This window comes from Cellulophaga omnivescoria (assembly GCF_027915275.1).
Lineage (GTDB): Bacteria > Bacteroidota > Bacteroidia > Flavobacteriales > Flavobacteriaceae > Cellulophaga > Cellulophaga omnivescoria.
Map to the genome: position 1 here is coordinate 1,690,745 of NZ_CP115819.1, position 14,552 is coordinate 1,705,296.

Below are 14,552 nucleotides of genomic sequence, written 5' to 3' on the forward strand. Positions count from 1 at the left end.
ATTTAGGCGTTTGGATTTTTACTTCTAATGCTCTTATATAGTTTTATACCTAGCATTAAAAGTAGAGCCAAGGTAAAAATACCAAGCACACCGTAAACCCAGTTAATAGCGTTTCTTACTATTACTAAAAATACCACAGAAAATAAAATGAGCGTAGAAGCCTCGTTCCAAATACGCATAAATTTAGAGCTGTACTTTATTTGGTTTTTTTGTAATTGGTTAACTATTTGATGATTTTTTAAGTGGTATAAAATCAATAAAAATACAAACCCAAGTTTTACGTGCATCCAAGGCAGTTGTAAAAACGAAGGGTTAATTATAAGTAGTAATACAGCAAATAACACAGCTAAAATTGCAGATGGCCAGGTAATAATATACCACAACCGCTTAGTCATTAATTTAAACTGTGTTGTTAATATTTCTTTGTCTGGTGAAGGTTTAAAACTGGCTTCAATATGGTAAATAAATAACCTTGGTATATAAAATAAACCAGCAAACCACGTAATTACAAAAATTAAGTGAAGCGATTTTATATACAGGTAATATTCTTCCATTAGTATGTTATTATTGGTTTTTAGCTTGGTAAACTACCATCTTTTTCCCAATTATTTACCCAGTCTGCCATTACAGATACCCAGTTTTCATCTGTATTTAAACAAGGTATGTGTTTGTATTCTACACCGCCAGCTTCTGTAAATTGCTCTTTACCTTCCATAGCAATCTCTTCTAAAGTCTCTAAACAGTCTGCCACAAATGCAGGTGTAATTACTGCTAAATTCTTTTTGCCTTCTTTAGGAAAACGCTCAAACTCAAAATCTGTATACGGTTTTAACCAAGGGTCGTTTGGTAAACGAGATTGGAATGATACACTAATTATATCTTCTGGTATGCCTAAAAGAGCAGTAACTCTTTTTGTAGTTTCATAACATTGGTGACGGTAACATGTATTGTGAGCTACAGAGTTGGTAGCGCAGCAAGAACCATCTATTTTACAATGAAACTTAGTTGGATCTGATTTTTTTATGTGACGTTCTGGAATACCGTGGTAAGAGAACAATATATGATCATAATTAAAACCTTCTAGGCTCTTTGCTATACTGTTAGATAGTACTTTTAAATAATCTTCATTCTTATAAAAAGCTTGTAGCGTAGTTATTTTCATTTCTGGAAAATGCTGCTCTTTTTCTTCCATTGTTTTAACCACAACGGTTTCAAAAGAAGACATTGCGTACTGTGGGTATAGAGGAACTAATAAAACTTCATCTACGCCCTTATCTTTAAGCTCTTGCAATCCGTTTTTAATGGTCATACTACCGTAACGCATACCCAAAGCAACAGGCATTTTTGTTTGCTCTTTTACTTTAGCTGTAAAACGTTCTGAAATTACAACAAGCGGAGAACCTTCTTCCCACCATATTTTTTTATATGCTTCAGCAGATTTTTTAGGTCTGGTACGTAAAATAATACCACGTACAATAATATTACGTAACCAATTAGGTACATCTATAACCCTTTCATCCATTAAAAACTCATCTAAATATGGCTTAACATCTTTAGGGGTTGGACTATCTGGTGATCCTAAATTTACTAATAAAACTCCTTTCACAACTGTATCTTTTTATAAATGCAAAAATAAGGCTTGTTGCTCAATTTTAACACTTTTGGTTATAATTTATACTTATTCTTTAATAGCTACAATCATTTTTAAAAGTTTACTATCTTCATAATGTAACGTTAATTAGTGTCTAATTTTTTTAGGATAACTATATTTAATGCAACTTACAATTAAATTTTACGTTGTTATTTCATAAAAATACTGTTTATGCGCATTCTTATTAGTTCTGTTTTACTGTTTTTTTTGTGTTTTGGCACTGCCCAAGAAAAAAATAGTTTGCTTTGGGAGATATCTGGTAACGGATTAAAACAAACTTCTTATTTATACGGAACAATGCACGTGAGTAAAAAGGTGGCTTTTAGGTTAGATGATGTTTTTTACGAATCGTTATTAAAAAGTGATGTTGTAGCATTGGAGTCGGACCCAGCTACCTGGTTAGAAGAAGATATTACAGAAACGGCAGTACGTTACAATTATGTGCCCAAGGGTTTTTATGCGAGTTCTTTTATAATGAATAACCCAGAAACGGAAGAAGTAGGGTCTTATTTAGCTTTTGAAGACCGTATTTTAAATGGCTTGTTGTACAGAACCAATTCTTTTGCTCAAGATTTTGAAGAGGAAACATATTTAGATATGTTTATATACCAAGCCGGACAAAAGTTTAATAAACAAATTGTTGCTTTAGAAGATTTGCAAGAGTCTGCAATTTTGGTAGGCAGGGCTAATTTAAATGCAATGAAAGACAAACCAGACGATTGGTTGCTAAAAAAAATGCAACAAAAGGGTATGGATTTTTTATTGCAAGATGCATATAGAGAGCGAAATATAAATTTAATAGATTCTTTAGATTCTGGTATATACACCAATCATTATTTAAAAAATATGCTGTATATACGTAACCAAAATATGGTTAATAAGTTAGATACATTATTAAAGACTAATAAGGTTTTTACGGGTATTGGTGCGGCTCATTTACCTGGAGATAATGGTGTAATCTCTTTATTACGTAGTAAAGGTTATACCGTAAAACCGTTAACCTCTAAATCTGGCTTTAAAGGCAAGCAGCTAAAAGAAAAAATAGTAAAAAGGTTTAGGGAAAATAATTACCAAGAGCAGGCTCCAGATGATGATGCTTTTACGGTTATGCTACCTAATAAAATGTACCCGGTTACAGATAGTAATGTTACAAGCTATATTGTACCAGACCTTGCAAATGGAAGCTATGTAATGATAACCCGTATACCTACTTTCTCCTATTTAAAAGATGATAGAACGTTTGATTTTAATAAAATTGATGAATTACTTTTTGAGAATATACCGGGTAAAATTTTAGAGAAAAATAAGTTAGAGAAAAACGGTGTTCCGTTTTTTGAAATTAAAAACTTACTTAAAAATGGTGATCACCAACGCTATCAAATTTACATTACACCTTTAGAAATAATTATTTTTAAAATGGGTGGTGAGGGTACATATGTACAACAGTTTTCAGACACTATTTTTAATACTATAAAGCTAAAAAAGCATCCTTTAAAAAGGGTTAAGGTTACCTCTGGATTTAATGATTTTTCTGTAGAAATGCCATCTAATTACATTTTTCCAAATAAATATAGGTTTGGAGACCGCTTGGTACAAGGTGTAGATGATGCTACAGAAGACTACTTTTTTCTTAAAAAAGTAACACAAAACGATTTACGCTTTATTGAAGAAGATACGTTTGAGCTTAAACAAATACAAAAACGCTTTTATCAACAATTAAAAATAAAGGCTAACTACAAAGCTCCTAAAAACAGAGCACTAGTTTCTAGCGCAGTTTTGGATTCTGTTTCTGGTAAAAAATTATTTTTAAAATCTGTTGTAAACGGCATAAACTATTATTTGCTAGGTGCAGTTAGTAAAGATTCTGCCGTTGCAAACACCTATTTTAATTCTTTAGAGTTAAAGAGTCCAACGTACAATAAAGATTTTACTTTTGTTAAAGACACTGCTTTATATTTTACCACAAAATCTACAGTTAAGCCACCTAATTTTTCTGTTAATAATTATAGTTTTAACAATGGTAGAAAAAAACCAAAAGAGTACAACCCGTATACCAAAACAAATATTTACCAAAATAACAACGGTGAAATAATTAGTGTTGCTGTAAATAAAGCACATGACTTTTTAATGTTGCCAAGTGTAGACTCTCTTTGGACATTAAGAAAAAAAATGTATCAAAAAAAGAGTTTTGTAATACACAAAGAGCAACAATCTAAAACTCCAGAAGGGTATGAGCAGTTAAATTTAGTTTTAACTGATACAGCTAGTACAAGAGGTATTTTTGTTAGAAATATAGCTAAAGATGGTTTGTTGTATGAGATAAAATCGGTTATAGATACTACTCAAAAATCTAGTACTTACATTACTACTTTTATAAATAATTTTACGCCAGTAGATACCGTTATTGGTAAATCTTTTTTAGAAGATAAAACACCTTTATTTTTTAAAGCGCTGCGTAAAAATGATAGTATTGCACTTAATGGGTATCGGTTTATAAATTTTGAACCTAAACATTTAGATTCTTTAGAGTATTACGTAACTGAGTTTAATTTTAATGACAGTCAAAAGAAAATACAATCGCATTTAATACAACAAATGGGAAAACTTAAAAGTAATAGAGTAATACCATTTTTTACTTCTTTTTATGAAGATTCCTATAACAACTCTAATGCACAAACCAAAATTTTACAAGCTGTAGCCGCTAAAAATAGTGAGGCATCTGTAAAAACATTGTTAGATTTAATGTCTAAAGATTTACCATTGGTGAGTAATAGTTATGAAATTAACACCATATTTAAACCATATTTAGATAGTCTTCCTTTGGCAAAACAACTGTTTCCTAAAATTTTAGAGTATAGTGCCATTGAGGAGTACAAGGCACCAATATTTTCAATTTTGGCACGTTTGCAACTACATTCGCACATAAAAATTTCTACTTATAAAAAATATAAAAAGCAAATTTTAAATGATGCTAAAATTCAGCTTAAAAGGCATTTAGGTAAAGATAATACTAATGGTGTTGCTAGAGTATTTGGTTCTAGAAATACTTCTTACAACACATTAGAAGATTATACAATATTGCTTTTCCCTTTTAGAAAAGAAAAAGAAGTGCAATGGTTTTATACCAAACTTTTACTAAGTAATGATGCGGCTGTTAAAACAACGTATACAGCTTTACTAGCTAGGTCTAACTCTCCTATACCAAATGGTATTTTAGATTCTTTGGCTGCTAATCCAGAGAGCAGAAAATTATTATTTGATAAACTTAAAGTGGCTAAAAAATTGCAGATATTTCCTAAGGATTATTACAGTCAACAAAGTTTAGGGGAAAGTCTAATTTACCAGCGCAATAAGTATAATAGAAATAAGTTTACTGTAGAATTTATCTCTAAAAAAGATATAAACTACAAAGGAAATACATACGTTGGTTATTACTATAAGTTTTCTCAGAAAACAAGTTATGATAAAACTGAAAAAATATACTTATTAGTTTATCCTAAAACTAATAAAATTGGTGTGCATCCATTTTATCAAAATAACGGAAAAAATATAGAAGATGTATTTAGTGAGCAAGAGGTTATAGATATGGTTACAGAAGAGTTTATTTTAAAAGATAGAAAGCGTGCTGCTGTTTATAGACCTAATGCGTATAACAGAAATTTTGGATATTACAATTACTAAACTTTAGTTACATTTACTTTATATGAAAAAACAATTGTTTTTAATGTTTCTATTTTTTTGTTGTGCAATTTCTTTTGCGCAGCAAATTACTTGCAGTCCCAAAGATAGCGTTGCATTTAAAACTAAAATTAAGCAGGTTAAATTAATAAGTAATGCCAGTAACTTTGGAGATTCTTTAGTGGCTATAGGTAAAACCTTTTTAAAAACACCTTATGTTGCTAAAACATTAGAAATAGGAGAAAAAGAGTCTTTGGTGGTTAACTTGCACGGTTTAGATTGTACCACTTTTGTAGAAAACGTGCTTGCTTTTGGGTTAATTTCTAGAGCAGATAGTCTAAATTTTACTGCGTTTACAAACACCTTACAAAAAATTAGGTATAGAGATGGTAATTTAGATGGTTATGGCTCTAGGTTGCATTATTTTACCGAGTGGATTTTTAATAATGAAACCAAAGGTTTGGTAAAAAATATTACCAACCAAATTGGTGGTAAAATTGTTAAAAAGGAAATTAACTTTATGGGTACACACAGGGATTTGTATCCTTTTTTAAAAAATGACGGTAATTACAATACCATATTAAAAACCGAAGAAGCATTAAACCAAAATGAATTTTGTGTATTAGCACAAGAAGATATTGCTGCTAATGAACACCTAATAAAAACGGGTGATATTATTGCGCTAGCAACCTCTATTAATGGTTTAGATGTAACGCATACAGGTATTGCTATACGTGCAGAAGATGGACGTATACATATGTTGCACGCCTCTACGGGGTCTATGCAGGTTGAGGTTACTAAGTTACCACTAGTAGATTATCTTAAAAAGATAAAAAGTAATATTGGTATTATGGTTGCAAGACCCATTTAAATTAGCCGTTAGTTAAAGACATTAAATACTTTTTAGGTGTTGTACCATATTTCTTTTTAAAAGCTGCTATAAAATGGCTGGCAGTACTGTAACCTACTTTTAATCCCACTTCGTTAACATTATGTTGACCAGTTTCTAACATTTTACGTGCGTAATCCATTTTGTGCTCAAACAAAAAACTGTATACAGAGTCGCCATAAATTTGTTTAAAACCTTCTTTTAACTTTTTTAAAGACAAACCAATTTCATCAGATAGTTCTGCTAGTGTAGGTGGTTCTGCCATTCTAGCAATTATAATTTCTTTGGCCTTACGTATACGTTTAACGTTATCTTCATCTACCAAAAAAGGGCATTGCTCAATATCTGCATCTTCACTTTTGTTAAAATAAAGAGCAATAAGTTCATAAACTTTACCTTTTATGTACAAGCTTTTTATAGAAGAGTGCAGGTTGTAGTTCATAATCTGACTTAGAACTATGGCTGTAGCCGGACTCACATTTTCTTGAGAGTAGTATTTTTTATCCTGAAAATCTGAACTTAAAAACGGAATGTAATCTGCTTCTTTAGAAAATAGTGAATGAAATTTACGAATTGTCATTACTACAGATACCATCCAAGAATTTGGGCTTAACTCTAGGTTTAGTGGCAAATCTTTTTGTGTATTGTATAGCAAAAGCGAGTTTTCTTCAGAAACCTCTAAGGCATAGCTGCTCTCATTAAAAATAAACTTTCCATTGCCTTTTAAACAATAATGAAACTGTATGAAAGAACTGTCTATTTCACGTTCAACTTTTTGATTTTCAATACTATCGTTTTGTATTTTAAGTACGTAAAAACCATCTTCAATTAGTACTTCTTCAAATGAACCTTGAGCGGTATTTTTTACTTCCATTTTAAATTTTGTTACAGTTTCATTCTATTTAGAAACTTTCTAAATAGAAAAGAGCTATTCATTCTTATAGTAACAAATATAAGTATTTAGCTCCTTTTTTGTGTAAATAAGAGGTTAAAAAGCGGTAATCGATACTTATTGTTCTTCTAGCGTTATTTTTATTCTAATGCTAGATTTATTTTTGTAACCGATTTGAAAAATTCCCAATGAAGAATTATCATATTTCTAAACATAGTTCCTTTTACACCATAGGTCTTAATTATGAAAAGGCAGATGCAGTAGTAAGAGGCAAATTTAGTTTAGATGAAAAAGCAATGAATGCATTGCTAGTAGAGGCGGCAGAAGAAGGTATAGATGGTTTGTTGGTAACCTCTACATGTAACAGAACAGAATTACACGGTTTTGCAAAGCACCCATTTCAATTAATAAAATTGTTGTGTGACAATGCAATGGGTACTGTAGAAGAGTTTCAGGAGGTAGCATATGTATACAAAAACAACGACGCTATTAGTCATTTGTTTAAAGTTGGTACTGGTTTAGATAGTCAAATTCTAGGCGATTTTGAAATTATAAGTCAGCTTAAGCAAAGTTTTGTTCGTTCTAAAAAGCATAATTTAGCAAACCCTTTTATAGAGCGTTTGTGTAATGCGGTTATACAGGCAAGTAAGCGTATTAAAAACGAAACAGAAATATCTAGCGGAGCAACATCTGTAGCTTTTGCATCTGTACAATACATTATTAAAAACGTACCTAACATTTCAGAAAAGAATATTTTACTTTTTGGAACCGGTAAAATAGGGCGTAATACGTGTGAAAACTTAATAAAGCACACACAAAACTCACACATTACTTTAATTAATAGAACCAAAGACAAGGCAGAAAAAGTTGCTGGTAAGTTTAATTTGGTGGTTAAAGATTATGGAGATTTACAGGCAGAAATTAGAAATACAGATGTATTAATAGTTGCCACTGGTGCTGCACAACCAACCATTTCTAAAGAGTTAATTTATACAAAAAAGCCGCTTTTAATTTTAGATCTTTCTATACCTAAAAATGTGGCAGATAATGTAGAGGAATTAGACAATGTTTCTTTAATTCATTTAGATCATTTATCTCAAATGACAGATGAAACTTTAGAAAAAAGAAAACAATTTATACCACAGGCAGAAGCAATTAACGATGAAATAAAAACCGAGTTTATTAAGTGGTTAGAGACCCGAAAGTTTGCTCCGGTAATTAAGGCGTTAAAGCAAAAGCTAAATACTATTAAAGAAGAAGAGCTAGATTTTCATAGCAAAAAGGCTGCTAACTTTAACTTAGAAGAGGCAGATATTATAACAGACCGTATTATACAGAAAATTACAAAGCAGTTTGCCAATCACTTAAAAGATGAAAATACAGACGCTAACAATAGTTTAGACTTAATACAGAAAGTTTTTCAATTAGAAGTGAATACAACAAAATGAGCAAAATAATACGCATTGGTACCAGAGATAGTGAACTTGCATTGTACCAAGCAAACAGAGTAAAATCTGAATTAGAAACCCTAGGATTTAAAACCAAAATAGTAGCTGTTAAATCTACTGGAGATTTACAGTTAGATAAGCCTTTGTATGAGCTAGGTATAACTGGTATTTTTACTAGAACCTTAGACGTAGCTATGCTTAAAGGAGAAATAGATATTGCTGTACACTCTTTAAAAGATGTGCCAACTGTTTTGCCTAAAGGTATTGTACAAGCAGCTGTTTTAGAACGTGGTAATGTTAAAGACACTTTGGTTTATAAAAATAACGAAGAGTTTTTAGGCGCTCGTGATGGTATTATTGCTACAAGTAGTTTACGCCGTAAAGCACAGTGGTTAAACCGTTACCCTACACATAAGATTGAGGATATACGTGGTAATGTAAATTCACGTTTACAAAAGTTAGAGGATTCTGATACGTGGAACGGAGTTATATTTGCTGCTGCTGGTATTGGTCGTTTAAATTTAAGGCCAGAAGAGGCAGTAAATTTAGATTGGATGATTCCTGCGCCAGGACAAGGTGCAATAATGGTTACAGCAAAAGAAGATGAGGAAGAAATTTTAGCCATTTGTGATGAAATAAACCACAGAGAAACTGAAATTTGTACAACAATAGAACGTACTTTTTTAAATAGGTTAGAAGGTGGTTGTACTGCTCCAATTGGTGCTTTGGCATACATAAAAAGCGAACAAGTAATTTTTAGAGCTGTATTACTAAGTCCAGATGGAACTAAGAAAATAGAGGTAGACAGACTTGTAAAGTTAGGCGATCATAATAACTTGGCTGTAGAAGCTGCAGAACACGTTTTAGAACGTGGTGGTAAGTATATTATGGAAGGTTTACACAGTGCTAATAAAGAAACCACTGTTTTTTCTACCAAATTGTTAACTAATGACCAAAAAGATAGGTTAGCAAATGGTATTGCTGTAGAAAGTAGTGACTTTATAAAAATTAGTTCTAACAGAATACCACCAAGAGTATTTAAAAAAGAGATTGAAAATGTAGTTTTTACTAGTAAAAATGCAGTAGAATCTGTGCTTGCAAATTACGCAGGGTCAGAACTAAAATTTAATAATATTTACTGTGTAGGTCGTAAAACCAGACGTTTTATAAAAAACAATATTGGTCCGGTTGCGCATTTTGAAAAAAGTGCAAAAGAACTAGCAGAATATTTAGTAGCTAACTTAGCGGTAAAAGAAATAACCTATTTTTCTGGTAATTTAAGGTTAGATGATATGCCTTCTATTTTAGAGAAAAACAATATTAAAATTAATGAAGTTGAGGCTTACCAAACAAAGTTTGATGCCAAAAAGGTGCCAAGTAGCGTAGAGGCTGTATTGTTTTATAGTCCGTCTGGTATAGAAAGCTTTTTAAAAGAAAATAAAGCCAATGCAATTGCCTTTTGTATTGGAGATACAACGGCTGCAGAAGCAAGAAAACATTTTTCAGATGTTAGAGTAGCAAAACTACCAACAGTAGAAAGTGTTATAGATTTAGTAAATGAGCATTATAGCTAACTTTTAACCTAGGCTGTTGGTTATTGGTTTTTAGCTTTTGTTTGTTATAAAGTTGAGTTTAAGTTAAACAAATTCCTTCTTATTTGAAGAAGGTTAGGGATAGGATATGATAAAAAACGATTTATTTTTAAGAGCCTTAAAAGGAGAAACTGTAAACAGACCACCGGTTTGGATGATGCGTCAGGCTGGTAGATACTTGCCAGAGTTTATGGAAATCAAAAAAAAATACGATTTCTTTACACGCTGCCAAACACCAGAATTGGCATCAGAAATAACAGTACAACCTATACGCAGATATGGTATGGATGCTGCTATTTTATTTTCTGATATTTTAGTTATTCCGCAGGCAATGAATATTGAGGTAGAAATGAAGCCAAATTTTGGTCCGTATTTACCAAACCCTATTCGTACTTCTAAAGATTTAGACTCTGTTATTGTGCCAGACATAAACAGCACGCTTGGTTATGTTATGGATGCTATTAAAATGACAAAAGAGAAGTTAAATGATGATATTCCTTTAATAGGTTTTGCTGGTTCTCCTTGGACAATTTTATGTTACTGCGTACAAGGGCAAGGTAGTAAAACGTTTGATAAGGCAAAGGAATTTTGTTTTACAAACCCGGTTGCAGCGCACCAATTATTACAAAAGATAACAGACACTACCATTGCTTACTTAAAAGAGAAAGTTAAGGCAGGAGTTAATGCAGTTCAGGTGTTTGACTCTTGGGGAGGTATGTTGTCACCAACAGATTATAAAGAGTTTTCTTGGCAGTATATACAGCAAATTATAGATGCTTTAAAAGATGAAGCTCCTGTTATTGCCTTTGGTAAGGGATGTTGGTTTGCATTGGGAGATATGGCTAAGTCTGGTGCATCTGCTTTAGGTGTAGACTGGACTTGCTCTGCACGTAATGCACGTTATTTAACAGGAGGTAATATTACACTACAAGGTAATTTTGATCCATCTAGGCTCTTGTCTCCACCAGAAGATATTAAAAAAATGGTGCACCAAATGATTAATGAATTTGGTAAAGATAAGTACATAGTAAACCTTGGTCACGGTATTTTACCAAACATACCGCTAGAAAATGCAAAAGCATTTATAGATGCTGTAAAAGAGTATAAAGCTAACTAGTGAAAATCTGGAACAGAATAAAAAGTTTAAGTATAAGACAGTTTTTTAAACTGTCTTTACTGTTTTTAAGGCATCCATTATTATTGGTTCCTAGTATAAAGGCAACAAAACAAACATTTGCTTTTTGCAATACGTACTATCCAGATGGCCACGGTAAAAGCAATAAAGGCAATGCATTTAGACACGCAGTGTGGAATGCTCTATTGTGTACTTACACGCTAAAACGCACAAAAAGTAAGCAAAAAAGTGTGTTTTGGGCTCAAAAAGTAACCGATTTGTATGAAAAAGTCACCAATAACAATGAGTTAGATGAATTAATGGACTTGCAAAATAATGCGGTAGGCAGACTTTATTTTTTTAATTATGCAGACAAAAAGGAATCGGAATTAATAAACTTTATTTTAGAAAAAAGTAAGGTAGCCGAAAAAATTGCAAATGCAAAAGACATAAAACTATATCCTGCTAATATGGTTTATATTGTATCTTAGTTTTTAAGAATTTTAAAATATAACAAATGCTCAAAAATATCTTGAAAGGAATAAAAGCCTATGCTGGTACTTTTGCTTTAATTTCTAAGCTTAAACTTTGGAAATATTTTCTTGTTCCTGTACTAATTAGCGTGTTAACGGCGGCAATAATTGTTTTGTTGGCTATTTGGTTGTCTGGTAGTATTGGTGGTTTTATAGCACAAATTTGGATTTGGGATTGGGGCAAAGAGACTTTTACAACAGTTTCTAACTTTATAGGTGCAACAGTTATTGTTGTAATAGGGTTATTGTTATACAAACACATTGTAATGGCATTGTCTGCACCGTTTATGAGTCCGGTATCAGAAAAAATAGAGGCACATTTAACAGGTGTACCGGCACATAGCCATACAAACACATCTTTTAGTGAGCAACTATGGAGAGGTATACGCATAAACGTGAGAAATTTGGCAAAAGAAATTTTATTTACCATACCAATTCTATTACTTGGTTTTATACCAGTTATTGGTGTAGCTTCAACCATATTGTTGTTTTTAATGCAAGCCTATTATGCTGGTTTTGGTAATATAGATTATACCCTAGAACGCCATTTTAATTATAAAGAAAGTATAGCTTTTGTTAAAAATAATAGAGGTTTAGCTATAGGTAACGGTATTGTTTTTATGCTGTTTTTATTTGTGCCATTAGTAGGTATAATTCTTGTTTTACCACTGTCGGTAACAGCAGCAACAGTAAAAACAGTAGAAATTTTAAAGAACGAAACCTTAGTTGTTAAAAAATAATTTATATGCCACACTTTGTTATAGATTGTTCTAGTGATGTTTTAAAATTGCAAAATCCAACGGAGGTTTTACAATCAGTACACGCAGTAGCTGTAGCGACTAATTTGTTTGATGAGGCAGATATAAAAGTACGTTTAAATCCTTTTGCAGAGCATTATTTGGTGGGAGGTAAACAAGAACCTTTTATTCACGTTTTTGCTAATATTATGGAAGGCAGAACTAAAGAGCAAAAAGCAAATTTATCAGAACAAATAACACGTAAATTAAGTCGGTTTTTCCCAGAAATCTCTTTTATAGCTATTAACATAAGGGATTTTGAAAAGGAAACATATTGCAATAAATCAATGATTTAAAATGAAGGACAAGTTTTATAACTATATACAAGAATTACAGGATACTATAACCGCTAAGTTAGAAGCTGTAGATGGTGTTGCTAAATTTAAGCAAGACATTTGGAAACGTCCAGAAGGTGGTGGTGGCAGAACCAGAGTTATAGAAAACGGTGCTGTTTTTGAAAAAGGCGGAGTTAATATATCTGGAGTACACGGAAAGTTACCAGAAAGTATGCAAAAGTATTTTGGTGTAGAAGATGCTAACTTTTTTGCCTGTGGTTTAAGTTTGGTGTTGCATCCTAAAAATCCAATGGTGCCTACTGTACACGCTAATTGGCGCTATTTTGAAATGTATGATACAGACGGTAATATTGTGGATCAATGGTTTGGTGGCGGACAAGATTTAACGCCTTATTACTTGTTTAATGAAGATGCTACTCATTTTCATAACGTATGTAAAACCGCTTGCGATAAACACAACCCAGAGTTTTACGCTAAATACAAAGCACGTTGTGATGAGTATTTTTGGAACGCTCATAGAGATGAAGCGCGTGGTATTGGTGGTTTGTTTTTTGACTATTGTAAAGCTACAGAAAGTATGTCTATGCAAGATTGGTACAATTATGTATCAGAGGTTGGTAATAGCTTTTTAACGTGTTATGTGCCTATTGTAGAAAAAAGAAAAGAGTTGGCTTACACTAAGGAGCAAAGAGATTGGCAAGAGATTAGACGTGGCCGTTATGTAGAATTTAATTTGGTGCACGATAAGGGAACGTTGTTTGGATTAAAAACTAACGGCCGTATAGAGAGTATTTTAATGAGTTTGCCTCCCCACGTACAATGGGTTTATGACCATACCCCAGAGGAAGGTAGTGAGGAAGAAAAATTGCTTCAGGTTTTAAAAACACCTAAAGAGTGGGTGTAGTGTAAAGCTTTATAAGCGTATTAAAATAAAAAAGGTGTCTAAAATTATATTAGACACCTTTTTACATTTGGGGAACAATCAATCAAACTAATAAAAAACTATTTCATTGGTAAAACAACCGTATCTACTACGTGTATAACGCCGTTAGACTGGTTTACATCTGCAATTGTAACTGTAGAAACATTACCAGCTACATCTTTTAATTGTACTTTTCCTTTAGTAACCATTGCTGTTAGTTTTTCACCAGCAACAGTAGTAAATTCTGCTTTTCCTTTACCCATTTTTATTGCTTTCATTATATCTGCAGCAGAATGTTTACCAGCAACTACGTGGTAAGTAAGTACCTTTTGTAATGTTGCTTTGTTTTCTGGCATTAATAGCGTTTCTACAGTTCCTTTTGGCAATTTTTCAAAAGCCATATTTGTTGGTGCAAATACTGTAAAAGGACCTTCTCCTTGTAACGTTTCTACTAAATCTGCAGCTTTTACGGCAGCAACAAGTGTGGTGTGGTCTTTAGAGTTTACAGCGTTAGATACAATATCTTTTGATGGGTACATTTCTGCGCCACCAACCATTTTTGTTTCAGCTTTCATCATTTTATCTTGTGCAAATGTGTTTGCTCCAATTAAAAGAATAATAGCTAGTGAAGTCGATTTTAATAATTTAGATAATTTCATTTTTGTGTGTTTTAATATGTGATTACGACCTTACCTACGGCAAAAACTAAAAGAGGGTTTTAAAAAAGTTGTCTTTTTTTA

At 32.2% G+C, this 14,552-nt stretch carries 13 protein-coding genes; 9 read left to right on the forward strand and 4 right to left on the reverse strand.

Features of this window, described 5'->3' with window-relative positions; translation table 11 throughout:
• Window positions 1-2 precede the first annotated feature (2 nt).
• The gene (locus PBN93_RS07530; RefSeq protein ID WP_075694922.1) at window positions 3-554 is read right to left on the reverse strand and encodes a CopD family protein; all 552 of its coding nucleotides are present in this window, start codon (window positions 552-554) and stop codon (window positions 3-5) included.
• A 20-nt stretch (window positions 555-574) separates the two neighbouring features.
• Complete coding sequence (gene hemH, locus PBN93_RS07535) at window positions 575-1,606, reverse strand: ferrochelatase (protein ID WP_271081827.1); 1,032 nt, start codon at window positions 1,604-1,606, stop codon at window positions 575-577.
• A gap of 216 nt (window positions 1,607-1,822) precedes the next feature.
• Here hemH and PBN93_RS07540 point away from each other — a divergent pair, with 216 nt between their 5' ends.
• Both PBN93_RS07540 and PBN93_RS07545 read left to right on the forward strand, forming a co-directional pair.
• Window positions 1,823-5,332, forward strand: a complete 3,510-nt coding sequence (locus tag PBN93_RS07540; protein ID WP_271081828.1) for a TraB/GumN family protein — start codon at window positions 1,823-1,825, stop codon at window positions 5,330-5,332.
• A 22-nt stretch (window positions 5,333-5,354) separates the two neighbouring features.
• Window positions 5,355-6,200 carry an N-acetylmuramoyl-L-alanine amidase-like domain-containing protein gene (locus PBN93_RS07545; RefSeq protein WP_271081829.1) on the forward strand — a complete coding sequence of 282 codons (846 nt, stop codon included), beginning with the start codon at window positions 5,355-5,357 and terminating at the stop codon, window positions 6,198-6,200.
• 1 nt (window position 6,201) lies between these two features.
• On the opposite strand, the gene PBN93_RS07550 is transcribed toward PBN93_RS07545, so the two are convergent.
• Window positions 6,202-7,092, reverse strand: coding sequence for a helix-turn-helix domain-containing protein (locus tag PBN93_RS07550; protein WP_077400984.1), 891 nt, complete (start codon window positions 7,090-7,092; stop codon window positions 6,202-6,204).
• Window positions 7,093-7,298: 206 nt separating this feature from the next.
• Between PBN93_RS07550 and hemA the strand changes: the two genes are divergently transcribed.
• The 7 genes from hemA (at window position 7,299) to hemF (ending at window position 13,794) form a co-directional block, all read left to right on the forward strand.
• The gene (hemA, locus tag PBN93_RS07555) at window positions 7,299-8,558 is read left to right on the forward strand and encodes a glutamyl-tRNA reductase (RefSeq protein WP_077400987.1); all 1,260 of its coding nucleotides are present in this window, start codon (window positions 7,299-7,301) and stop codon (window positions 8,556-8,558) included.
• A complete protein-coding gene (gene hemC / locus PBN93_RS07560) occupies window positions 8,555-10,132 on the forward strand; it encodes a hydroxymethylbilane synthase (protein WP_271081830.1) in 1,578 nt (525 codons plus the stop codon). Before hemA ends, hemC begins: the two co-directional genes overlap by 4 nt.
• Before the next feature lie 106 nt (window positions 10,133-10,238).
• Window positions 10,239-11,267: a uroporphyrinogen decarboxylase gene (gene hemE / locus PBN93_RS07565; RefSeq protein WP_077400993.1), complete on the forward strand. Its 1,029-nt coding sequence runs from the start codon at window positions 10,239-10,241 to the stop codon at window positions 11,265-11,267.
• Window positions 11,267-11,755, forward strand: a complete 489-nt coding sequence (locus PBN93_RS07570) for a DUF6973 domain-containing protein (protein ID WP_077400996.1) — start codon at window positions 11,267-11,269, stop codon at window positions 11,753-11,755. Before hemE ends, PBN93_RS07570 begins: the two co-directional genes overlap by 1 nt.
• Before the next feature lie 26 nt (window positions 11,756-11,781).
• Complete coding sequence (locus PBN93_RS07575) at window positions 11,782-12,537, forward strand: EI24 domain-containing protein (RefSeq protein ID WP_077400999.1); 756 nt, start codon at window positions 11,782-11,784, stop codon at window positions 12,535-12,537.
• A gap of 5 nt (window positions 12,538-12,542) precedes the next feature.
• Entirely contained in the window at window positions 12,543-12,890 is a 348-nt protein-coding gene (locus tag PBN93_RS07580) for a 5-carboxymethyl-2-hydroxymuconate Delta-isomerase (RefSeq protein ID WP_077401001.1), read from the forward strand.
• A gap of 1 nt (window position 12,891) precedes the next feature.
• Window positions 12,892-13,794 (forward strand): oxygen-dependent coproporphyrinogen oxidase, encoded by a 903-nt coding sequence (hemF, locus tag PBN93_RS07585; RefSeq protein ID WP_271081831.1) that lies wholly within the window; start codon window positions 12,892-12,894, stop codon window positions 13,792-13,794.
• Between the two features lie 98 nt (window positions 13,795-13,892).
• Here the strand turns inward: hemF and PBN93_RS07590 are convergent, their stop codons facing one another.
• Complete coding sequence (locus tag PBN93_RS07590) at window positions 13,893-14,471, reverse strand: fasciclin domain-containing protein (RefSeq protein ID WP_077401007.1); 579 nt, start codon at window positions 14,469-14,471, stop codon at window positions 13,893-13,895.
• Window positions 14,472-14,552 lie beyond the last annotated feature (81 nt).